Origin of the sequence: Nitrobacter sp. TKz-YC01 (genome assembly GCF_047824785.1) — a bacterium.
GTDB lineage: Bacteria > Pseudomonadota > Alphaproteobacteria > Rhizobiales > Xanthobacteraceae > Nitrobacter.
In genome coordinates this window covers 1,995,827-2,017,906 of the sequence record NZ_CP181167.1, presented here as the reverse complement: position 1 = coordinate 2,017,906, position 22,080 = coordinate 1,995,827, and the positions used below count along the sequence as shown (strand labels likewise).

Here is a 22,080-nt window from a genome sequence, read left to right as displayed (position 1 = left end):
GCGCGTGAGTTATGGTCTTTTCTAGAGCGTTTTCGAGCGAAGTGGACACCGGTTCGCGTGAAGAAAACGTGTCAAATCAAAATCATAGAGCGTTGTCGTAAGACGAGCTGGCCTCCAGCCATTCCTCTTCCGCCCGCCGCAGCGCATCGGCGGCGCTGGCGCGCGCCTTGGTCAGTTGCGCCGCCTGCCTGGGCTCACGCTTGAACAGATCCGGCAGCGCTAGGGCGACATCGATTTTGGCGATGATCCCAGTAATCCGCTCGATCTCGGCCTCGGCGGCCGTGATCTTCTGTTTCAGCGGCGAGCGCCGTTCGGTCTTCTCGCGCCGCGGCTTGTCCCGGCTGTCATCGCGCTGGCCGGACACCCCGCGGCCGTTCGCGCGGAGACCCCGTGCCGACAAAACCGCGCGGCGGTAGTCCTCAAGATCGCCGTCGTAAGGCGTAACGGTATGGTCCGCTACCACCCATAGCTGGTCGGCGCAGGCCTCGATCAGGTAGCGGTCGTGCGACACCATGATGACAGCGCCGGGATACTCGTTGATGGCTTCGGCAAGCGCGGCGCGGCTGTCGATATCGAGATGGTTGGTCGGCTCGTCAAGGATGATCATGTTGGGAGCAAAGAACGTCGCAAGCCCGAGCAGAAGGCGCGCTTTTTCGCCGCCCGAAAGGCTTCGAACGAGCGTATCTCCCGCCTTACCGGAAAAGCCGATGCCCCCCACGCGGGCGCGGATTTTCGTTTCCGGAGCATCCTGCATCAGGCGCCGCACATGATCGTAGGGCGAGCCGTCGAGGTCCAGCTCGTCGGTCTGGTGCTGGGCGAAATAGCCGATCGACAGCTTGTCGGCGCGCACCACCTTGCCGGCGAACGGTTGCAGCTTGCCGGCCAGCAGTTTGACGAGGGTGGATTTGCCGTTGCCGTTGGAGCCGAGCAGGGCGATGCGATCGTCCTCATCCACCCGCAACGTCACGCGCTTGAGAACCGGCGATTTCGGATCATAACCGACGACGGCCTCGTCGACGGCGATGATCGGCGGCGACAGCAGCTTGTCCGGCACGGGAAAGGAAATCTCGCGCACGTCCTGCGTGACCAGCGCGGTCACCGGTTTCATACGTTCGAGCATCTTCACGCGTGATTGCGCCTGGCGCGCCTTCGAGGCCTTGGCCTTGAAGCGATCGACAAAAGCCTGGAGCCGCTTGCGCTCATCGGCCTGCCGTCTGGCGTGCTTGGCGTCGAGCATTTCGCGGGTTGCGCGTTGCTCTTCGAAGGCGGAATAGGTTCCCTTGTAGAGCGAGAGCTTGCCGCGATCGAGGTGCAGAATCTGATCGACGGATGTGTCGAGGAGGTCGCGGTCGTGACTGATGATGATGACCGTGCGCGGGTAGTGCGCGAGATGATCCTCCAGCCAGAGCGTTCCTTCAAGATCAAGGTAGTTGGTCGGCTCGTCCAGCAGCAACAGGTCGGGTGACGCGAAAAGCGTTGCCGCGAGCGCGACGCGCATGCGCCAGCCGCCTGAGAACTCCGAACAGGGGCGTGCCTGATCCGCCGTCGAAAATCCGAGGCCGCTCAGGATCGATGCCGCTCGTGCGGGCGCGGAATGAGCGTCGATATCCACCAGACGAGTCTGGATGTCCGCGATACGTTCCGGATCGCGGGCTGTTTCGGCTTCATGCAGCAACGCATGGCGTTCGAGGTCGGCCTTAAGCACCACCTCTATCAGGCTTTCCGGACCATCCGGCGCCTCCTGCGCAAGGCTGCCGACGCGCCAGCGCGGCGGAATGGCGATGGCACCCGTTTCCGTCGGCAGTTCCCCGCGTATCGCGTGGAACAGCGTCGATTTGCCGACGCCGTTACGTCCGACGAAGCCGACACGGGCGCCGGGCACGATCTGAACGGAGCTATGGTCGATCAGCAGGCGTCCGGCGATGCGGATCGAAATATCGGTGATGGAAAGCATGCCTTGTTTTTCACCGCCGCGTGGCCAAACGCAACCCGTTTGTGAATGGAGGCGGGAGGAGGCAAGGCCTGACAGAAGGGGGCTTCAACCGAACGAGCCCGGCGCAGGGATATCAGCTATGCAGGGATCTCAGCTATGGTGATCCTGCGCGTGAAGCTGCCGCATCAGCACTTGAAGCTGGAAGGGAAGTTCCGATTCCTCCGGCCGCACCTCGTTCCGCAGCCGCTCGCCGATCGCTCTCGCGACCATCTTGCTGGTCTGCGGGTCAATCCGGTCGGCGCTTTCAGCGGTTCGGTCGGGCATTTCGGTTGCGTATCCCTACGGGCGCGTGTGGGGCTTTCACTTCTGATCCAGACAGAAGCGAAACTGCTCTGGGTGTTAAGTCCCGGAGCGGTAAATTGTTTCGGGGTATGCCTCTCGAGTGCAGGATGTTCAAGCCCGAAGATGTTCGGCGGTGTGGAAATCCGTCATTCAACGGCCGGGGTCTTTTGACATCAAGCAAGCGTGGGACAGGGCCGCGCGGATCATTTCAATCAGCCGTTGTTCAGGCGGCTGCCCGCTCGCAAGAATTTCTGAGGATCGACGGCTTCCCCCTCGATCCTTGTTTCATAATGCAGGTGAGGCCCCGTCGAACGGCCCGTCGAGCCGACCTCGCCGACCACCTGTCCTGCCTTGACGGATTGGCCGACCTTCACATTGATCGCCGAAAGGTGCCCATAGCGGGTGGACAGGCCATTGCCATGATCCACCTCGACCATCCGGCCGTAACCGCCCGTCCAGTTCGCGGTGGTGACCTTTCCGTTAGCCGTCGCACGCGCGGCCGCTCCCGTCGCAGCGCGAAAATCGAGCCCGGTATGCATCGCCGCTCGCCCAACGAACGGATCGACGCGGACACCGAAACCGGAGGTGAATTCAAGTTCGCCCGTGACCGGCTTGCGATAGGGAACAAGGGCGAGAGCGCGGTCGAGCCGGTCGATCTGCGCCCGCGTCAGGTTGACGCGATGAAGCTGGTGCTCGAAGGGATCGACATCGGATCGCAGCTTGACCGGCACATAGGGCCCGCCCGTGCCGGAATTCGACGCGGCCGCCATTTTCGCGACACTCAGTCCGAGGTCGGAAAACACTCCGCGCATCCGCCGCAGGCGGGAATCCATGCCGTCCGCGATCGAGTTCAACTCGGCGACCTGGCGGCTCTCGACCCGATCGAGCGACGATTCCAGTCGCATCAGCCTGTTGGACTCGCCGGTGAGGTTCATGAGCGGGACCGGTTTGGGACGGGCATTGGCCGGACTGCGCGAGTCGAGGGCAGCGCCCCGATCGAGCATCTCGAAGCCGGCGGCGTCGTTGATGGGAGATGGTTTTTCGGCCCGCGACGGGCCTGCATCAGTGTCGTTTTGCGCTTTTTGCGCCGCCCCTTTGATCGAACCCGTCACTGAAACGTCGGATATGGCATTCAGGGCGCCGGCACGGGATTCAAGCAACGCCTGACGGCGCATGATCCCGTCGAGCTTTCTTTCGAACTGTTCCTGATCGAGCAATTGGCGGCTGGTGGTGCGATCGACCCGCGAGCGCAATTCGGCAATGCGATCCTCGTAGGCGTATTGCATTTCCGCCTGCCGCGCGAGGAGCCGCGTCAGCACGTCATCGCGAAAGGCAAAATACGTCGCCGTTGCGGCCGACCAGACCCCGAGCAGCGTGACCGTTCCGACCGCGATCCAGAACACGACCGGGCCAAATCGAACCTGTCGGCCGCCATAGGCGAAGGTGTAGCCGCTCCGTTTCTCCGGCACGCCTGACGAAAAGCCCGCTGCGGCGCGGCGAGGCGGACTTCGATCGTGTTTGTGAGCGTGGCTGCGCTGCGGCGGATACTCGACACACGGACTGGAACGGTACGACATCGACACTCCTGTGCCGACCGAAAACGAAGTTCCAGGCGGCTCAACTTCGATGCTGATTGGAACCGTTCATGGTTAATTTTCGGAAAACGGCCATGCGGCTTCACAGTTCGCGCGCGGCCGCGAGCACCTCGTCGGCGTGGCCTTCAACCTTGACCTTGCGCCAGATACGAGCGATCCGTCCGGCCTCATTTACCAGTACCGTTGTGCGAAGAACACCCATGAAGGTCTTGCCGTACATGGATTTTTCACCCCACGCACCATATGCCTCCAGCATCTCGCGCTTTTCGTCCGATATCAGAGGAGTGGACAGCTTGTGCTTGTTTCGGAACGATTGCTGGGCTTTTAAGGGATCGGCCGATACGCCGATCACCGCCGTTCCACTGGCCGCGAAATCTGTCGCCAGCCGGGTGAAATCCACCGCCTCCCTGGTGCAGCCCGGCGTGCCCGCGCGTGGATAGAAAAAGATCACGAGCTTCCTTCCCGCGAAATCGGCCAGCGAAACCAACGCGCCGTCTTCCTTAGGAAGGTTGAAGGACGGGGCCGGGGAGCCTTCCGCGAGTTCGACAGCTGGAGAGGCCGGCGGGGCAGGGTGCGGTTTGGGTTTTCCGCTTCCTGCCAGGGAGGTTGACTGACCAGCGTCGCGAACCTGTTCCGTGTGACTGGCGGTTGCAGCCCGGACCGTTCCAGAACTATCGGATTTCGAGGATTTCTTGCGTATCTTCTTGGACATACGCCTTCCTTTCGTCGTTTTCCAACGTTCAGTATCCGCTATGATTGCCGCGGATGCCGAGGACGAATCGGTCAGACTGCCGCCGCCGCCATGACTGCGACCGCGGGTACGGTTACAAGGGATTCGACGGATTGTCCGCCCCCCGTCACAGGAACGTTCGTCCGGACGCGGCGTGCGGACCGATGAGAGCGAACGCTCCGGACCAAGCCGGCACCGAGAGGCAATGACTAAAAGCACGCCGACACGAGATCCAGATCTGCACGGCGGCCGTCATGTCTCGCAGGCAGAGGTCGTCGGCTGGGATGAGGACCACGACGAAGTCCACAGCCGTCGCGTACGTCGGTTACTGTCGCGATCGGATTCGAGGTTCCACAGGGCCGGCGACCGATTCGTGAGGTTCAGAAACTGGCTGGCGGGAGAACGCTGGATCAAACGGCTCGCGGTCGCCTTTCTGGTTCTGGCCGTCACGTTCGCAGGGGGGTTCGGCGCGCTCTGGTGGCGCCTCGGCGCTGGTCCCCTCAACCTCGACATGATGACGCCATGGCTTGTCAGCGCGATCGAGGGAAACATCGGTCGCGACAACACGGTGGAAATCGGCGGCACTCAGATCGAGCGCGCCGGCAGAATTCGTATCGCGGTCCGTATTCGTGACGTCGTGGTCCGTGACCGCGATCGCGTCGTGATCGCGAGCGCTCCCAAAGCCGAGGTTAAGCTGTCCGGCTTGGCGCTGTTGACCGGCCGGCTGCGCGCGGAAAGCCTCGATCTGGTCGACGCCGAACTTGCGGTCCGGATTACGCCGGACGGCCAGGTCACTGTTTCCACGGGCGATAACGCCAAGCCGCTTGCCACGGGCGTCGCGCCGACCCTGCGATCCGGCCTGCCATCGACGGCCATCCCCTCGGAAACCTCGCCCCCCCCACAAGCGACGCCGCAACTCTCCGATTCCCATGCCGCCGCTCCCGCGATCTCGGAAGGCAGCGGCAACGCAGGCGCCTTGCTGGCGGGACTGGAATGGCTCGACGGCCTCGGCGTAAGGGGGCTCGATGGCCAAAATCTCAATGAGATCGGTCTGAAGAACGGAAGGCTGGTGGTTGATGACCAGCAGCGCGGCAACCGTTGGAGCTTCAGCAACATCAGCCTGAGCCTTCGCCGGCCGAGCGCGGGCGGAGTCGCGTTCACCGTCAGCGAAGGCGGCAGCAAGGAATGGTCGCTTCATGTCGCGGTCGGGCCGCCCGCGAATGGTGTCCGTCCGATTGAACTCCGCGCCTCCGGAATTCCGGCGAAGACCGTTTTGCTGGCCCTTCGCATCAAGGATCTCACTTACAGCGCCGACATGCCGCTCAGCGGCGAACTGAAGGGCGAGATCGGCCGCGACGGCCTGCCTACATATCTCCGCGGCAATCTTTTCGCGGGCAAGGGCACGATCATCGATTCCGACACGCCGGATTATCCCATGGCGATCGATCAGATCGAGATGAACCTGGAATGGGATTCGGGACGGCGTGTGCTCCTGGTGCCGTTCAAGATCGTGTCCGGCGAGAACCGAATTACGCTGCTCGCCCGTCTCCAGCCTCCGAATGGCAATGTCCCGGACTGGCAGATGGGCTTGAGCGGTGGCACCATCGTGCTCGCCGGCTCCGATGGCGAGGCGCCTCTGATCTTCAACCGCATTGCCGTCGGCCTGCGTTTCGACACCGAGCACAAGCAGGCCATTCTGACCCAGGCCGATATCAGCAACGGGGAGATCGGCATCGCGGGCACCGGCAGCATCGACTATTCGGATGCTCCGCGCCTGAAACTGGGCTTCGCCGGGACGCCGATGTCCGCCGCCGCCCTCAAGAGCATATGGCCGGTTGTGATCGTGCCGGAGTTGCGCGAATGGGTCATCGGGCGAATTAAACGAGGCTTTCTCAAGCGCATTGAAATCGGCGTGAATTCGCCGCTTCACAATCTGTCGCGTCGCGGACCGCCGATGCCGGATGACGGGCTTTCGGTTGATATCGTCGCTGACAATGTGACGCTCTATCCCGTTGATGAATTACCCCTGGTCCACGACGCCGGCCTGAAGGCGCGGGTGACAGGAAGAACGGCGAGGGTAACGATCGAGCAGGCCGTCGCCGACACTCCGTCGGGTCGAAGGCTCAACATTTCCGACGTCGTTTTCGAGGTGCCGGACCTGGCCCCGAAACCTTCACCGGCAAAAGTGCGATTCAGAATCGACAGTCCGGTGCCCGCGGCCGCCGAGATTCTCGTCTCGGATCGCCTCAACGAATTCACCGATAATCTGATCGATCCGAATTCCAGCAAGGGAACCGTTGCAGCCCATATCGCCTTGGGCCTGCCGCTCACGCGACAGATCACCAAGGAAGACACTACCTATTCCATCACCGCCGATCTGGCGGGCTTTGCCGCCGACCGGCTGGTCATGAATCAGAAGCTTGAAGCGAGCGCGCTGAAGGTCACTGCCAACAACGAAGGGTATCACGTCAAGGGCGACGTCAAGATCAACGGCCAGCCGGCATCGCTGGACTACCGCAAGCCGGCCGATGGCGATGCGGACATCAAGCTGCAGGCCACGCTGGATGATGCGAGCCGGGCAAAGCTCGGTATCGATCTCGGCGCGGGAGCGACCGGCTCGATTCCCGTCAAGCTTGCCGGGAAGATTGGCCGCAACAGGGATAATAAATTCGCCGTCGATGCCGATCTCACATCCTTGAAGCTCGACAACGTTTTGCCCGGCTGGGTCAAGCTGCCGGGAAAGTCAGGGCACGCGACGTTCAATGTGGTGCAGAAAGCGCAATCCACGCGCCTTGAGGACATCATCGTCGACGGCAGCGGCGTCACGATAAAAGGATCGCTGGAACTCGATCAGAACAGCGATCTGGTGAACGTGAACTTCCCGGTTTACGCGCCATCGGAAGGTGACCGGGCTTCCCTGAAGGCCGAGCGAAACGCTGACGGCGTGCTGAAGGTCGTCATGCGCGGCGACGTGTTCGACGGTCGCGGCTTTCTCAAATCGGCGATCTCGGGCAAGCAGGCCGACGCCAGAAGCAAATCGAAGAGCATCGATTTCGACATCGACCTGAAGATCGGAGCCGTCGCCGGATTTTACGGCGAAGCCATCCGCAGCGCGGACGTCAAGATGGCCCAGCGCAACGGGTCGGTTCGCAGCCTCGCCATGACCGGCAAGATCGGACGCAATACACCCCTGACAGGCAGTCTGCGCGGACGTCCGCAGGGCCGCGACGTGGTTCTGATCGAGACCGACGACGCCGGCGCGTTCTTCCGCTTTACCGATACCTACGGAAAAATGTTCGGCGGTCAGCTCGCGCTGGCGATGGATCCGCCGACCGCCGAGCAGCGGGCCAAGCAGGGACTGATCAACGTTCGCGATTTCACCATCAAGGGCGAACCGGCTCTGGATCGCGCCGCGGCGGGCGGGCCCCGAACCGCCCAGAATGGTATTTCATTCTCGCGTCTGCGCGCGGAATTCAGCCGACAGAACGGACAACTCACGGTCCGCGACGGCGTCGTCAAGGGTCCGACGATCGGCGCGACCATCGAAGGACGGATCGACTATCCCGCCAACGAGGTTCGCATGAGCGGCACCTTCGTTCCGATGTACGGGCTCAACAACATCTTTGGACAGCTTCCGGTCGTCGGACTCATCCTCGGGGGCGGCAGTGACGAGGGATTGATCGGCGTGACCTATGAGGTGGTTGGAACACCGGGACAGCCGCAACTGCGCATCAACCCGATCTCGGCCATGGCGCCGGGACTGGTGCGCAAGATCTTTGAGTTCCAGACGGGAAGAACAGCCAACCAGATCGAATTTCCGGCAACGAGCGGCAATTAGAGCATCGGACCCGAAAGTGGGAACCGGTTTCGGGATAAATCCGATGCTCAATCAACTAACTGGAGCGTTTTCCCGCGAAGTGGAAACCAGTTCGCGTGAAGGAAACGCGACGTGCTATGCGGGCCGCAGCAGGACGTGGCGTTTCTTGCCCATTGAAAGCTTGATCACGCCTTCGGGCGTGAGATGATCCGGTGTCAGCACCATCTTGTCGTCGGCGACGGCGACATCGTTGACGCGAAGGCCGCCGCCCTTGATCTGGCGACGCGCTTCGCCGTTGGAGGCGACAAGACCCGCCTTCACGAACAGCGCGAGCACGCCTGCGCCGCTCTCAAGCTCGCTCCGCGGGATATCCAGCGTGGGAAGACTCTCGGAAATAGCGCCTTGCTCGAACGTTGTGCGCGCGGTGTCGGCGGCTTTCTCGGCTTCGTCGCGACCATGCAGAAGCGCGGTCGCCTCCGTCGCGAGCACCTTCTTGGCCTCATTGATCTCGGCACCCTGCAATGCGGCCAGCTTCGCGATCTCGTCCATCGGCAGGATCGTGAACAGTTTGAGGAATCTGCCGACGTCGGCGTCCTCGACGTTGCGCCAGTACTGCCAGTAATCATAGACCGGCAGCATGGCGGCGTTGAGCCAGACCGCGCCCGCCGCGGTCTTGCCCATCTTGGCGCCCGACGATGTCGTGAGCAGCGGGCAGGTCAGCGCGTAAAGCTGATGCGTCCCCATGCGGCGGCCGAGATCGACGCCGTTGACGATGTTGCCCCACTGATCCGAACCGCCCATCTGCAAATTGCAGCCGTGGCGGCGCGCCAGTTCCACGAAATCGTAGGACTGCAGGATCATGTAATTGAACTCGATGAACGAAAGCTCCTGCTCACGCTCAAGACGCATCTTCACGCTGTCCATCGTGAGCATGCGGTTGATGGAAAAATGCCGGCCGACGTCGCGCAGCATCTCGATGTAGTTGAGCCGGGTGAGCCATTCAGCGTTGTCGGTCATGATGGCGTCGTTCCTGCCATCGCCGAAAACGAGGAACTTCGAAAACGTGCCCTTGATCGACTCCTTGTTGGCGTCGATCTGGTCGTAGCTCAGAATTTTGCGCGTTTCGTCGCGGCCCGACGGATCGCCCACGCGCGTGGTGCCGCCACCCATCAGGGCGATCGGCTTGTTTCCGGTCTGTTGCAGCCAGTGCATCATCATGATCGAGAGCAGATGCCCGACATGCAGCGACGGCGCGGTGCAGTCATAGCCGGTATAGGCCGTCACCTGATTTTTGGACGCCAGCGCATCAAGTCCTTCGAAATCGGAGCATTGGTGGATGAAGCCCCGTTCCTGAAGCGTGTTGAGAAAATCGGACTTGAATGCGACCATGGCACTATAACTCTAATCTCTTTTTCAACTGAACGCGCAGACTATTCGGCACAGGATAGCTGTCAGCCGCCGCCCGGTTATACTGCGTGTCAGGTGTTTGCCATTATAAGAAGCGCGCCTTCGGCACAAGCCAGACACTGGAGACCACGGGGCGATGATGACGGCGATCGGCATGATGAGCGGCACCTCGCTTGACGGCGTTGATGTCGCCTTGATCGAAACCGACGGTGAGCGCGTGACGGCGTTCGGGCCGACAGGCTATCGCCCTTACAGCGACGACGAGCGCGGCCTGTTGCGGGAGGCGCTCGCGGAGGCGGTCAATCTGACGCGGCGCGACGCACGGCCGGGCGTGATCGGTGAGGCCGAGCGCGCCGTGACCATGGCGCACACCGACGCCGTTACGGCCTTCGTCGCGCGGAACGGCATCAGGCGCGAGGATATCGATATCGTCGGCTTTCACGGCCAGACGGTTCTGCATCGGCCGGCGCAGCGGTTGACCGTGCAGATCGGCGACGCCGTGGCGCTGGCCAAGGCGATCCGCATTCCGGTGATGCATGATTTCCGCGCGGCCGACGTCGCCGCCGGCGGGCAGGGCGCGCCGTTCGTTCCCGCCTATCATCGCGCGCTGGCGCAGTCGCTCGGTCATGGCGGTCCCACCTGCGTCGTCAATATCGGCGGCGTCTCCAATATCACCTATATCGACGGCGCCGACACCTTGATTGCCTGCGATACCGGACCCGGCAATGCGCTGCTCGATGATTTCATGCTTCGCACGACGGGCGAACCATTCGACCGCGATGGAAGACTGGCGGAGCAGGGCCGTTCCGACGCGGACTGGATCGCGAGCGCCTTGAAGCATCCGTTTTTCGCGCTGCCGCCACCCAAATCTCTCGACCGCAACGATTTTGCCTCTCTCGTCCTGCCCGACATGCCGCGAGCCGATGGCGCCGCCACCCTGACGGCGTTTACCGCGGCCGCCATCGCGCGGATCGTTCCGCTGCTGCCGAAGGCGCCGGAAAGATGGATCGTCGCAGGCGGCGGAGCCCGCAACCCGATCATGATCGAGATGCTGCGGGAGAAGGTCGCCCCCGCGGCTGTCGAGCGGGCCGATGCGCTCGGCTGGTCGATTGACGCGATGGAGGCGCAAGCCTTCGGCTATCTTGCGGCGCGTGGCCTGAAAGGCTTGCCCTTGAGCTATCCCGCGACCACCGGGGTGCCGGTGCCGATAACCGGCGGGGTGGTCGCGCGGCCCTGAACCATTCGCGATGCTGTGGCTTACGATATTGTGCCGCCCCACACGCGATTTTGCTATCGGATGTTGGCGAGCCTCATATCGAGATAGCTGGTGACCGTTTCCATCAACGGTTCCATCCTGTCCTCGAAGAAGTGGTTCGCGCCCGGAATGATCTGCTGATCGATCACAATCCCCTTCTGGGTCTTTAGCTTCTCGACCAGCGTCGTGACATCCTTCGCGGGCGCGACGATATCCTTCTCGCCGTGGACGATGAGCCCCGATGACGGGCACGGCGCCAGAAACGAAAAATCGTAGCGGTTCGGCTCAGGCGCGATCGAGATGAAACCTTCCACCTCGGGCCGGCGCATCAGCAACTGCATTCCGATCCAGGCGCCGAACGAAAACCCTGCGACCCAGCAGGCGCGGGCCTCCGGGTTGATGGTCTGCGCCCAGTCGAGCGCCGCCGCGGCGTCCGACAGTTCGCCGGTGCCGTGGTCGAACGAGCCCTGGCTGCGGCCGACGCCGCGAAAATTGAAACGCAGCACGGAAAAGCCGCGCGCCACGAAAGCATAGTAAACCTGATAGACGATCGGATGGTTCATGCTGCCGCGAAACTGCGGGTGCGGATGCAGCACCATCGCTATCGGGGCATTTTTCTGCTTCGCTGGATGATAGCGGCCTTCGAGACGGCCAGCGGGACCGGTAAAAATGACTTCAGGCATCGGAATCCTTGGTAAATCGGCCGCTCACAGGATCGGTTTCTGTCCGTGGCTCGACGACGAGGGCGATCAGGCCGCCGCGATGGCGGTAACAGAAAGTGCCGGTGAACACCGCCGCCTTCTAGCATAGGGCGAGGGGCGAAAAGCAAGCATCTTGCGCCGCCGTGACCTCATCCGCCGAAAATGCCGTATAGTCGCAATCACATGCAGGAACGAACTTATCTCGACTGGAACGCAACCACGCCGCTTCGGCAAGAGGCGCGCGCCGCAATGGCCGCGGCCTGGGATCTCTTCGGCAATCCGTCGTCCATCCACGCGGAAGGCAGGCGAGGGCGGGGACTGATCGAAGATGCGCGGGTGATGGTCGCGGAAGCCGTGGGAGGCGAACCGCGCAACGTGATCTTCACGTCAGGAGGAACAGAAGCCAACGCCCTGGCGTTAAGTCCAGTTAACGGAAACTCAAAACAAACAATTGAAAACCTTATTGTTTCATCGATAGAGCACGCCTCCGTTCTGACGGGAGGGCGATTTGCGCCGGACCGGATCACGCGTCTGCCGGTCGATCGCTCGGGATTGGTCGATCTTGACGCCTTGCGGGCGATGCTCGTGCGGCAACCTCCGTCGCTGGTTTCGATCATGCTCGCCAACAACGAAACCGGCGCCATTCAGCCGGTGGCCGAAGCCGCACGTCTGGTTCACGAGGCAGGCGGCCTGCTTCATGCCGACGCGGTCCAGGCCACAGGAAAGATTCATATTGATATCAGAGGATTAAATGTCGATTTTCTATCTCTTTCTGCGCACAAGGTCGGCGGCCCGAAAGGGACGGGCGCATTGGTCCTCGCGGAGAACCGGAGCCATCCGGCGGCCTTGATGCGGGGAGGCGGCCAGGAACGGGGCGGCCGGGCCGGAACCGAGAATGTACCCGGCATCGCGGGCTTCGGGGCCGCCGTGAGGGCGGCCGAAACAACCCGCGCCACCGAAATGGCCCGGATTCAAGCCCTGCGCGATCTGCTGGAGGATGGCTTGAGACAAACGCGCGGCGGCGTGATCTTCTCGCAGGAGGTCTCGCGCCTGCCGAATACGACACTTTTCGGTGTTCCCACCTTGAAAGCGGAGACGGCCGTGGTCAGATTCGACCTTGAAGGGGTGGCCGTCTCATCGGGTTCGGCGTGTTCGTCAGGCAAAGTGCAGGCCTCGCATGTGCTGGCGGCTATGGGATACGGCCCGGAAATGACCAGGAGCGCGATACGGTTTTCGCTGGGCTGGGAGACCACGGACGCAGACGTGGATCGGGCTATTAAGACTTGGCGAAAGCTTTCAGGTGCACTACTAAGGGGGAACGAAACAGGGCTTGAACCATTCTAAGACAGTTTCTTCCTTGGAATCGGAGCAGGCACGAAGACTTCAATCCACCGTGGTCCTTGAAACCGCGAGCGGAGGTAGGAATGGCAGCCGTACAAGAGACGGTCGATCGGGTTCGCCAGATCGACGTCGATCAATACCGGTATGGATTCGAGACCATCATCGAGTCCGAGAAAGCCCCCAAGGGACTCTCCGAAGACACCATCCGGTTCATTTCCGCGAAAAAGAACGAGCCCGCATGGATGCTCGAGTGGAGGCTTGAAGCCTACCGCCGTTGGCTCACCATGCAGGAGCCGACCTGGGCGCGGGTAGACTATCCGAAGATCGACTATCAGGATCTTTATTATTACGCCGCGCCGAAGCCGAAGAAAGAGATCGCCTCGCTCGACGAGATCGATCCGGAAATCCTGAAGACCTACGAGAAGCTCGGCATTCCCTTGCGCGAGGTCGAGGTCCTTGAAGGCGTCGTTCGCCCCGAGGGGGAACGCAGGGTCGCGGTCGACGCGGTGTTCGACTCGGTGTCCGTGGCGACCACTTTCCAGGAGGAGCTGAAGAAAGCAGGCGTGATCTTCATGCCGATCTCGCACGCGATCCAGCAGCATCCGGAACTGGTGAAGCAATATCTCGGCAGCGTGGTGCCGACCTCCGACAATTTCTTCGCGACGCTGAACTCGGCGGTGTTCTCCGACGGCTCGTTCGTCTACGTCCCGCCCGGCGTTCGCTGTCCGATGGAGCTGTCAACCTATTTCCGCATCAACGAGCGCAATACCGGCCAGTTCGAGCGTACGCTCATCATCGCCGACAAGGGCTCCTACGTCAGCTATCTCGAAGGCTGCACCGCGCCGCAGCGTGACGAGAACCAGTTGCACGCCGCGGTCGTCGAATTGGTCACGCTCGACGACGCCGAGATCAAGTATTCCACGGTGCAGAACTGGTACCCCGGCAATTCCGAGGGCAAGGGCGGCATCTTCAATTTCGTCACCAAGCGCGGCGATTGCCGCGGCGCGAATTCGAAGATTTCCTGGACCCAGGTCGAGACCGGCTCGGCCATCACCTGGAAATATCCGAGCTGCATCCTGCGCGGCGACAACTCGCGCGGCGAGTTCTACTCGATCGCCATTTCCAACGGCTATCAGCAGGTCGACAGCGGCACCAAGATGCTGCATCTCGGCAAGAACACCACGAGCCGGATCATCTCCAAGGGCATCTCGGCGGGAAAGTCGCAGAACACCTATCGCGGTCTCGTCACCGCGCACCGCAAGGCGACCAACGCACGCAACTTCACCGCCTGCGATTCACTTCTGATCGGCGACAAATGCGGCGCTCACACGGTGCCTTACATCGAGGCCAAGAACACCTCGGCGCTGTTCGAGCACGAGGCGACGACCTCGAAGATTTCGGAAGACGTGCTGTTCTATTGCGTCCAGCGCGGACTGTCGCAGGAAGAAGCGGTGGGCCTCGTCGTCAACGGCTTCGTGAGAGACGTGCTGCAGCAGTTGCCGATGGAGTTCGCGGTCGAGGCTCAGAAACTGATCTCGATCTCGCTCGAAGGAAGTGTGGGTTAACCCACGTCACCGCGAGCTCGCTACAAAGCTGGCTGTTGTGCCGGCTTTGCGCCGGGCGAAGCGATCCACCGATGGAAACGCCGGATTGCTTCGCCGCACGAGCGCGCTCCTCGCGATGACGTAACGATAGCGAAGGATCTACGATGCCGTTGCTTGAAGTCAAAGACCTGCAGGTCCGTGTCGAGGAACGTGAAATTCTTCACGGCCTGTCGCTGACCGTGAACAAGGGCGAGGTCCACGCGATCATGGGGCCGAACGGCTCCGGCAAATCGACGCTCAGCCATGTCATCGCGGGCAAGCCCGGCTACGAAGTCACCGGCGGTCAAATCCTGTTCAAGGGTGAGGACCTGCTGGAGATGGAGCCCGACGAGCGGGCGGCGAAAGGCGTGTTTCTCGCTTTTCAGTATCCCGTGGAAATCCCCGGCGTCGCCACCATGACGTTTCTGCGCACCGCGTTGAACGCGCAGCGCAAGGCGCGCGGCGAGAGCGAATATTCGACGCCGAATTTTCTGAAGAAGGTGCGCGAAGTCGCGGCCTCGCTGAATATTCCGCAGGACATGCTGCGCCGGGGCATCAATGTCGGCTTTTCTGGCGGCGAGAAGAAGCGCAACGAAGTGCTGCAGATGGCGCTGTTCGAGCCGAGCCTCTGCATCCTCGACGAAATGGATTCCGGACTGGACATCGACGCTCTTCGTGTCGCTGCCGACGGCGTCAATGCGCTGCGATCATCGGATCGCGCCATGGTCGTCATCACGCACTACCAGCGGCTGCTCAACTACATCGTGCCCGATGTCGTGCACGTGATGTCGAAGGGCCGCGTCGTGAAGAGCGGAAACAAGGATTTGGCGCTGGAGCTCGAAGCATCCGGCTATGCACAGTTCGAGGAAGCGTAACTCGAAAAGCGGCCCTCGGTTTCGGATGAGATCACGCCGAGAGTGATCTGAACGGATTTGATCATGGATGTTGCATTGGTAAAACCGGCTACGGAACGCGCGACCAGGGAACTGTTCGCCGCGGCGCGTGACCGTCTGCCGGGATCCGGTCCGGTGAGTGAAGCGCGGCAGGCCGCGTTCGACGATTTCGCCCGGCGAGGTTTGCCGTACCGGCGCATCGAAGAATGGAAATACACCGACCTGCGCACGCTGTTGCGCGAGATCGCGCCGCTTGCCGCCGCGCCTGATCAGGCGGCGTTGGCGCGCGCGGCCAAGGCCGTCACCGCCTATGGCGCTGGCGATGCGTACAAGCTGGTGTTGGTGGACGGCGTATTCACGCCGCAGCTATCCGATCAGACGCCGGAGACCGGCGTCGAAGTGCGGGCGCTGCGTGACATCCTGGAGAACGACGACGTTGCCGCTCGCGCCGATCTGCTGACCACCACGGCGGCATCCGATACGATGATCTCTCTGAATACCGCGATGGCGACGGACGGCATTGTCATCGACGTGGCGGAGAATGCGAAGCTGACCAGGCCGCTGCATATCGTCCATATCGCCACTCAATCCAGCACCGCGGCGTTCACGCGTTCGTTGCTGCGGCTGGCGAACGGCGCACAGGCCACGCTGGTCGAAAGCTTCGTCGCGGCCGAGGGCGCCGCCGCCTATCAGGCTCACGACTCGGTCGTACTCTGGATCGGCGACGATGCCGGGCTGCAACATGTTCGCCTTGTCGAAGATGCCAGGGACGCCGCCAACATCTCGACGGCGATCGTGACGCTTGGCGCAAAATCAAGGTTCAACTCACTCAATCTCACGAGCGGCGCGGCGGTGAGCCGATATCAAGGCTTCATCAAGTTCAGCGGCGAGGAGTCCCACGCCGACGTGAACGGCGTCAACCTGCTCAACGGCCGCCAGCATGGCGATACGACGCTGGTGCTGGATCATGCGGTGCCGCATTGCAGCAGCAACGAGGTGTTCCGCGCGGTCCTCGACGATCAGGCGCACTCGGTGTTTCAGGGCAAGATCATCGTGCGGCCGGATGCCCAGAAGACCGACGGCAGGATGATGACGCGGGCCTTGCTGCTGTCCGATGGCGCGGAAGCCGACAACAAGCCCGAGCTTGAGATTTTCGCCGATGACGTTTCCTGTGGCCATGGCGCGACGATCGGCGCACTCGACGATAGCCTGCTGTTCTATCTGCGCGCCCGCGGTCTTTCTGAAAAGGAGGCGCAGGCGCTTCTGATTCAAGCGTTTGTCGGCGAGGCGATCGAATCCGTTGCTGATGATGGCTTGCGCGATGTTGTCATCGGCGCAGCCGAGCGGTGGCTCGCGGCGCGAGGGTGAACGGGCTTTCGGGATCGACCGGGCTAAAGCGCGCAGCGCGTCCTGGCGTGGATGACCCGGCTGCTCACGTCTTGCGGGCAGGGGACCGGGAAGAACCAAAGAGGTGGATGTCCGGCGCGGGGCCAGGCATGATGACAAGAGAGATAAAGAGAAAATGACCCATCCGGCGGTCGCCAACGGTTCCTATGATGTCATGCGCGTGCGCGAGGATTTTCCGGCGCTGGCGATGAAGGTTTACGGCAAACCGCTGGTCTATCTCGACAACGCCGCCTCGGCGCAGAAGCCGAACGCCGTGCTCGACCGGATGGCGGAAGCCTACAAGACCGAGTACGCCAACGTCCATCGTGGGCTGCATTATCTCGCCAACGCCGCGACCGAAGCCTATGAAGGCGGCCGCTCGCGGGTCGCGCAGTTTCTGAACGCAGGACGGGACGAGGAGATTATCTTCACGCGCAATGCCAGCGAGGCGATCAACCTCGTGGCATCGTCATGGGGCGAGCCGAACATCAAGGCGGGCGACGAGATCGTGCTCTCCATCATGGAGCATCATTCCAACATCGTTCCATGGCATTTCCTGCGCGAGCGCCACGGCGCCGTGATCAAGTGGGCGCCCGTCGACGACGACGGCAACTTCCTGATCGAGGAATTCGAGAAGCTGCTCACGCCCAAGACAAAGCTCGTGGCCATCACGCAGATGTCGAACGCGCTCGGTACGCTCGTTCCTGTCAAGGACGTGGTGAAGCTGGCTCATGCGCGCGGCATCCCGGTTCTGGTGGACGGCAGCCAGGCCGCGGTGCATCTTGCGATCGACGTGCAGGACATCGACTGCGACTTCTACGTCTTCACCGGACACAAGCTCTACGGGCCCACCGGTATCGGCGCGCTATATGCGAAGCATGATCATCTCGTCTCGATGCGCCCCTTCAACGGCGGCGGCGAGATGATCCGTGAAGTTGCGCAGGATTGGGTCACCTACGGCGATCCCCCGCACAAGTTCGAGGCAGGCACGCCCGCGATCGTCGAATCGATCGGGCTTGGCGCCGCCATCGATTACGTCAATTCGATCGGGAAGGAACGCATCGCGGCGCACGAACACGATCTTCTGACCTATGCGCAGGAGCGGCTGCGCGAGATCAACTCGCTGCGCATCATCGGCACCGCGCGCGACAAGGGGCCGGTGATCTCGTTCGAAATGAAAGGCGCTCATCCCCACGATGTCGCGACCGTGATCGACCGCGCCGGCATCGCGGTTCGCGCCGGGACGCATTGCGTGATGCCGCTTTTAGAGCGTTTCAATGTTTCGGCGACCTGCCGCACTTCGTTCGGCATGTATAATACGCGCGAGGAAATCGATCATCTGGCGCAGGCGCTGATCAAGGCCCGGGAGTTGTTCTCATGAGCGACACTGCCGAACTGGTTGTAAACAAGACCTGTCACATGCAGACCAGCTCCGCGCTGTCCGCGGATGAAACCGAGCGCATGGGCACGGGCATCGTGGCCGCGCTGAAGACCGTGTTCGACCCGGAAATTCCGGCGGACATCTATGAACTCGGTCTGATCTACAAAGTTGATATTAAGGAGGACCGTGCCGTCGACGTCGAGATGACGCTGACGACGCCGAACTGCCCTTCGGCGGCCGAGCTCCCGATCATGGTGGAGAATGCTGTCGCAAGCGTTCCCGGCGTCGGGGTGGTCAATGTCAACATCGTTTGGGAACCGCAGTGGGTCCCCGACCGGATGACCGATGAGGCGCGCGCCGTTCTCAATATGTGGTGACGATTTCTATCCGCTCCGATGCTATGATCGGGCTTGATTTGCCTTGATTTGCCGTCAGGATTGACCAGATGACAGACATGACGCCAGGTACACCAGCAGCCAAGCCGAAACCCCGGCCTCGTCCGCAGGTCATGCGGCTGACTGACGCCGCCGCGACCAGGGTCAAGGAACTCGCGGCGCGAGCGGATTCGGAAATCGTCGGCCTTCGGGTCGGCATCAAGAACGGCGGCTGCGCGGGTCAATCCTACACCGTGGAATACGCCCACGATATCAGGCCGACGGACGAAGTGGTCGAAGACAAGGGCGTCAAGATTCTGGTTGATCCCAAGGCGGTGCTGTATCTGCTCGGCACCGAGATGGACTACAAGGCCGAAAAGATGCAGGCCCAGTTCGTCTTCAACAACCCGAACCAGGTTTCAGCCTGCGGCTGCGGTGAATCCGTGCAGCTTACGCCCGCCAAGATCGACGGTTAAAACGACGGCTGGTTCGATTTGGTCTAACGCGTGGCCTTCACGCGAACCAACCTCTCGGGGTCGAGCCGAGACAGGCTGCGCTCGCAAGCGATACAGGCGAGGGAAGGGCGTCAGGCTACGCGAATCTCGGCGCCAGCGAAGTATTCCGGATCGGTCTCGCAAATCGCACGGTTGCGGCCGCTGCGCTTGGCTGCGTACAGGCAGGCATCGGCGCGCTCCATCAGTGAGTCCGGGGTATCGCCGGGGCGAAGCATCGAGACGCCGATCGAGATGGTGACGCGGCCCAGGATCTCGCCGGTCGATTTTTTCTTCAGTTCCTTGGCCATCACGGCGCGACGGATATGATCCGCGACCGTCAACGCCTGGTTCAGCGCGGTGCTTGGCAGCACGACGGCGAATTCTTCACCGCCGTAACGCGCGGTGATGTCCTGCCCCTTGATGTTCTGCTTCAATGACATCGCCACCAGCCGCAGGACCTGATCGCCGGTCAGGTGTCCGTAATTGTCGTTGAACGACTTGAAATGGTCGATGTCGAACATCAGAAGCGACAGCGGCTCGCCTTCGCTCGTTGCCAGCGCCACGGCATCGGCCACGGCTCGATCGAAATACTTTCGGTTGCCGAGACCGGTGAGCGGATCCGTCATGCTTTCCGCTCTGATGGCCTCAAGGCTGTGCTGAAGGTTGTTGATCTCGACCTTCGAGAGTTCCAGCCGGTCCTCCAGAACCCTGTTGGCTTCCTGCATCTCAAGGGTTGATGTCATCAGCGCCGCAATGACCGACTTGATCTGCGCAGGATTGCCCGCGCCGCCAAGTTTCCTGGCGGCTTCCCTCAGGCTGTCTCCGAAACCGGCCGTCATGCTGCGCGCGCCGGTAATGAGGAGCATCACCTCGTCGATTTCGTTGATCACCCGCGCGCCGACCTTGTCGATGCATTCGGTGGTCCTGATTGGAGAAAGATAGGTATCGTAGATCTGCTCCAGATCGACCTCGCTCAGCGTGCCGTTGCGCGCCAGCGTCTCGTTGATGATCCTGTTGAGGGAGCAGTTGTATCCGGCGGCGTAGACATACCAGACTTCGTAATTGCGGGGGACCGCGGCTTGACGCAGCGATCGGATCTGGCCGAGCGCCACCTCGGCGAACGCCATGGTGCGTTCATGTTCGTCCAGATCAACCACTGATGCGGCCCTGCGACGATTCACGCAATCGTCGTCCTAAACGGCAAATATCAACGTAAATATCGATTGAAGTTAGCAGCAGGGAGTTTACGCGCGGTAAACAGTATTTCAGTGGGCCGTGGGGGGCCGGGTGCAGAACTGCGCCGGCCGAAGAAAGGCTCAGCCGCGGGCGCGGATTGGGCGAAGCAGAAAGGCCGGCAGATGTGAGTGGTCCCCCGGCTCGGAGACCGCCTCCCGGCGCGGCGCGAGCGTGCGTCCGATCGAGGGAGGCGGCGCGGCCATGGATGCTGACGCCGCCACGGCAGGAGCCTCGTGTCTCTGATGGTCGCTGCCGGAACGGCGCGGCTTACGGCTTTCGCGCTTTCCGCCGCGCGCATAGCTCTCGCCGCCCTTGTCGCGTGCGGGACGCGACCGCGAAGGCCGTTCCGCGGTCGCGGCAGGAGCGCCAGCTTCCGCGATGGCTTCATTCGCGCCGGCATCATGGCCGGGAAGGTCCGCCTGGGGTATGGCCTGACCGGTCAGCTTCTCAATAGCTGCGAGTGATTTGAAGTCCGCGGGACAGACGATCGTGATCGCGGTGCCGGCACGGCCGGCACGGCCGGTGCGGCCGATGCGATGCACGTAGTCGTCGGGATGATGAGGGACATCGAAGTTGAGGACGTGGCTGACTTCAGGAATGTCGAGCCCGCGGGCAGCCACGTCGGAAGCGACAAGCAGCGGCAGTTCACCCTTGCGGAATTGATCGAGCGACGCGGTCCGCGCCGACTGATCCATGTCGCCGTGAAGGGCGCCGACACTGAAGCCATGTTTCTGGAGCGATTTGCAGACGATGGCGACGTCGCGCTTGCGGTTACAGAAGATGATGGCGTTCTTGAGTTCCTTGGCTTCGCGCAGCAGGCGGCGCAGCAGTTCACGCTTCTCGTGCGGTTCGCGGCTGCAGCTGACCTGCGATTGCGCCACGGTCGCCGCCGTGGTCGCCGGCCTGGCAACCTCGATCCTTTCAGGATTATGCAGAAAAGAATCCGTGACGCGACGGATCTCGTTGGGCATCGTCGCGGTGAAGAAGAGGGTTTGCCGCGTGAACGGCACCAGCTTGCAGATGCGCTCGATATCGGGAATGAAACCCATATCCAGCATCCGGTCTGCTTCGTCGATCACCAGCAGTTCGACCCCGGTGAGCAGCAGGCCGCCGCGTTCGGTGTGATCAAGCAGGCGGCCCGGAGTCGCGATCAGCACATCGACGCCGCGGGTCAGCTTCAGATCCTGATCGCCGAAGGAAACGCCGCCGATCAGGAGCGCCACATTGAGTTTCTGGCCGGCGCCGTACTTGTCGAACTGCTCCTTGACCTGAGCCGCGAGTTCGCGTGTCGGCTCCAGGATCAGCGTACGGGGCATTCGCGCCCGGGCACGGCCTTTCTCCAGCAACGTCAGCATGGGCAGGACGAAGGCGGCGGTCTTGCCGGTGCCGGTCTGGGCGATGCCAAGAACATCGCGGCGCGCCAGCACATGGGGTATGGCCTGGTCCTGAATGGGAGTGGGGGAGGTATAACCTGCGGCCGCAACGGCGGCGAGAACCTTGTCGGACAAACCGAGATGGGAAAAAGACATTGAGCCTCTGATCGACACCGCCGTTCGGAATCGAGGATATAAGGCTGTCGCGCTCGCCCCCTTAACGGCGTGCTTGATAAAGC

Annotated in this window: 17 protein-coding genes; 10 read left to right on the top strand and 7 right to left on the bottom strand. The window is 62.0% G+C overall.

Annotated elements, in window-relative coordinates; all coding sequences use genetic code 11:
* Positions 1-82: 82 nt before the first annotated feature.
* Positions 83-1,954 carry an ABC-F family ATP-binding cassette domain-containing protein gene (locus tag ACMYR2_RS09520; protein ID WP_347263413.1) on the bottom strand — a complete coding sequence of 624 codons (1,872 nt, stop codon included), beginning with the start codon at positions 1,952-1,954 and terminating at the stop codon, positions 83-85.
* A 135-nt stretch (positions 1,955-2,089) separates the two neighbouring features.
* On the opposite strand from ACMYR2_RS09520, the gene ACMYR2_RS09515 reads away from it, so the two are divergent.
* Positions 2,090-2,446 (top strand): hypothetical protein, encoded by a 357-nt coding sequence (locus tag ACMYR2_RS09515; protein ID WP_347263414.1) that lies wholly within the window; start codon positions 2,090-2,092, stop codon positions 2,444-2,446.
* 41 nt (positions 2,447-2,487) lie between these two features.
* Here ACMYR2_RS09515 and ACMYR2_RS09510 read toward each other — a convergent pair whose 3' ends face one another.
* Both ACMYR2_RS09510 and ACMYR2_RS09505 read right to left on the bottom strand, forming a co-directional pair.
* Entirely contained in the window at positions 2,488-3,852 is a 1,365-nt protein-coding gene (locus ACMYR2_RS09510; RefSeq protein ID WP_416192837.1) for a M23 family metallopeptidase, read from the bottom strand.
* A gap of 100 nt (positions 3,853-3,952) precedes the next feature.
* Positions 3,953-4,582, bottom strand: a complete 630-nt coding sequence (locus ACMYR2_RS09505) for a peroxiredoxin (protein WP_347263416.1) — start codon at positions 4,580-4,582, stop codon at positions 3,953-3,955.
* Positions 4,583-4,805: 223 nt separating this feature from the next.
* Between ACMYR2_RS09505 and ACMYR2_RS09500 the strand changes: the two genes are divergently transcribed.
* A complete protein-coding gene (locus ACMYR2_RS09500) occupies positions 4,806-8,438 on the top strand; it encodes a DUF3971 domain-containing protein (protein WP_347263417.1) in 3,633 nt (1,210 codons plus the stop codon).
* 114 nt (positions 8,439-8,552) lie between these two features.
* Here ACMYR2_RS09500 and tyrS read toward each other — a convergent pair whose 3' ends face one another.
* A complete protein-coding gene (tyrS, locus tag ACMYR2_RS09495; RefSeq protein WP_347263418.1) occupies positions 8,553-9,806 on the bottom strand; it encodes a tyrosine--tRNA ligase in 1,254 nt (417 codons plus the stop codon).
* 154 nt (positions 9,807-9,960) lie between these two features.
* Between tyrS and ACMYR2_RS09490 the strand changes: the two genes are divergently transcribed.
* Positions 9,961-11,061: an anhydro-N-acetylmuramic acid kinase gene (locus ACMYR2_RS09490; protein ID WP_347263419.1), complete on the top strand. Its 1,101-nt coding sequence runs from the start codon at positions 9,961-9,963 to the stop codon at positions 11,059-11,061.
* Positions 11,062-11,114: 53 nt separating this feature from the next.
* Here the strand turns inward: ACMYR2_RS09490 and ACMYR2_RS09485 are convergent, their stop codons facing one another.
* Positions 11,115-11,762: an alpha/beta hydrolase gene (locus ACMYR2_RS09485; RefSeq protein WP_347263422.1), complete on the bottom strand. Its 648-nt coding sequence runs from the start codon at positions 11,760-11,762 to the stop codon at positions 11,115-11,117.
* 201 nt (positions 11,763-11,963) lie between these two features.
* Here ACMYR2_RS09485 and ACMYR2_RS09480 point away from each other — a divergent pair, with 201 nt between their 5' ends.
* The 7 genes from ACMYR2_RS09480 (at position 11,964) to ACMYR2_RS09450 (ending at position 19,214) form a co-directional block, all read left to right on the top strand.
* Positions 11,964-13,124 carry a cysteine desulfurase family protein gene (locus tag ACMYR2_RS09480; protein ID WP_347264246.1) on the top strand — a complete coding sequence of 387 codons (1,161 nt, stop codon included), beginning with the start codon at positions 11,964-11,966 and terminating at the stop codon, positions 13,122-13,124.
* Positions 13,125-13,204: 80 nt separating this feature from the next.
* A complete protein-coding gene (gene sufB / locus ACMYR2_RS09475; RefSeq protein WP_347264247.1) occupies positions 13,205-14,686 on the top strand; it encodes a Fe-S cluster assembly protein SufB in 1,482 nt (493 codons plus the stop codon).
* 143 nt (positions 14,687-14,829) lie between these two features.
* Entirely contained in the window at positions 14,830-15,579 is a 750-nt protein-coding gene (gene sufC / locus ACMYR2_RS09470; RefSeq protein WP_347264248.1) for a Fe-S cluster assembly ATPase SufC, read from the top strand.
* Between the two features lie 63 nt (positions 15,580-15,642).
* Entirely contained in the window at positions 15,643-16,965 is a 1,323-nt protein-coding gene (gene sufD, locus ACMYR2_RS09465) for a Fe-S cluster assembly protein SufD (protein ID WP_347264249.1), read from the top strand.
* A 154-nt stretch (positions 16,966-17,119) separates the two neighbouring features.
* Complete coding sequence (locus ACMYR2_RS09460; protein ID WP_347264250.1) at positions 17,120-18,364, top strand: cysteine desulfurase; 1,245 nt, start codon at positions 17,120-17,122, stop codon at positions 18,362-18,364.
* Complete coding sequence (locus tag ACMYR2_RS09455; RefSeq protein WP_347264251.1) at positions 18,361-18,741, top strand: iron-sulfur cluster assembly protein; 381 nt, start codon at positions 18,361-18,363, stop codon at positions 18,739-18,741. The genes ACMYR2_RS09460 and ACMYR2_RS09455 overlap by 4 nt, the downstream gene beginning before the upstream one ends.
* Positions 18,742-18,809: 68 nt before the next feature.
* On the top strand, positions 18,810-19,214 hold the full coding sequence (locus tag ACMYR2_RS09450) for an iron-sulfur cluster assembly accessory protein (RefSeq protein ID WP_347264252.1): 405 nt from the start codon (positions 18,810-18,812) through the stop codon (positions 19,212-19,214).
* Between the two features lie 110 nt (positions 19,215-19,324).
* Here the strand turns inward: ACMYR2_RS09450 and ACMYR2_RS09445 are convergent, their stop codons facing one another.
* Together ACMYR2_RS09445 and ACMYR2_RS09440 are read right to left on the bottom strand one after the other, a co-directional pair.
* Positions 19,325-20,359 carry a GGDEF domain-containing protein gene (locus tag ACMYR2_RS09445; RefSeq protein WP_416194082.1) on the bottom strand — a complete coding sequence of 345 codons (1,035 nt, stop codon included), beginning with the start codon at positions 20,357-20,359 and terminating at the stop codon, positions 19,325-19,327.
* Positions 20,360-20,548: 189 nt separating this feature from the next.
* Positions 20,549-21,997 (bottom strand): DEAD/DEAH box helicase, encoded by a 1,449-nt coding sequence (locus ACMYR2_RS09440; protein WP_347264253.1) that lies wholly within the window; start codon positions 21,995-21,997, stop codon positions 20,549-20,551.
* Positions 21,998-22,080: the final 83 nt, after the last annotated feature.

Coding starts and splice junctions, on each gene's coding strand:
- ACMYR2_RS09520 (WP_347263413.1), bottom strand. CDS start 1,954: ATGCTTTCCATCACCGATATTTCGATCCGCATCGCCGGACGCCTGCTG.
- ACMYR2_RS09515 (WP_347263414.1), top strand. CDS start 2,090: ATGGTGATCCTGCGCGTGAAGCTGCCGCATCAGCACTTGAAGCTGGAA.
- ACMYR2_RS09510 (WP_416192837.1), bottom strand. CDS start 3,852: ATGTCGTACCGTTCCAGTCCGTGTGTCGAGTATCCGCCGCAGCGCAGC.
- ACMYR2_RS09505 (WP_347263416.1), bottom strand. CDS start 4,582: ATGTCCAAGAAGATACGCAAGAAATCCTCGAAATCCGATAGTTCTGGA.
- ACMYR2_RS09500 (WP_347263417.1), top strand. CDS start 4,806: ATGACTAAAAGCACGCCGACACGAGATCCAGATCTGCACGGCGGCCGT.
- tyrS (WP_347263418.1), bottom strand. CDS start 9,806: ATGGTCGCATTCAAGTCCGATTTTCTCAACACGCTTCAGGAACGGGGC.
- ACMYR2_RS09490 (WP_347263419.1), top strand. CDS start 9,961: ATGATGACGGCGATCGGCATGATGAGCGGCACCTCGCTTGACGGCGTT.
- ACMYR2_RS09485 (WP_347263422.1), bottom strand. CDS start 11,762: ATGCCTGAAGTCATTTTTACCGGTCCCGCTGGCCGTCTCGAAGGCCGC.
- ACMYR2_RS09480 (WP_347264246.1), top strand. CDS start 11,964: ATGCAGGAACGAACTTATCTCGACTGGAACGCAACCACGCCGCTTCGG.
- sufB (WP_347264247.1), top strand. CDS start 13,205: ATGGCAGCCGTACAAGAGACGGTCGATCGGGTTCGCCAGATCGACGTC.
- sufC (WP_347264248.1), top strand. CDS start 14,830: ATGCCGTTGCTTGAAGTCAAAGACCTGCAGGTCCGTGTCGAGGAACGT.
- sufD (WP_347264249.1), top strand. CDS start 15,643: ATGGATGTTGCATTGGTAAAACCGGCTACGGAACGCGCGACCAGGGAA.
- ACMYR2_RS09460 (WP_347264250.1), top strand. CDS start 17,120: ATGACCCATCCGGCGGTCGCCAACGGTTCCTATGATGTCATGCGCGTG.
- ACMYR2_RS09455 (WP_347264251.1), top strand. CDS start 18,361: ATGAGCGACACTGCCGAACTGGTTGTAAACAAGACCTGTCACATGCAG.
- ACMYR2_RS09450 (WP_347264252.1), top strand. CDS start 18,810: ATGACAGACATGACGCCAGGTACACCAGCAGCCAAGCCGAAACCCCGG.
- ACMYR2_RS09445 (WP_416194082.1), bottom strand. CDS start 20,359: ATGGCGTTCGCCGAGGTGGCGCTCGGCCAGATCCGATCGCTGCGTCAA.
- ACMYR2_RS09440 (WP_347264253.1), bottom strand. CDS start 21,997: ATGTCTTTTTCCCATCTCGGTTTGTCCGACAAGGTTCTCGCCGCCGTT.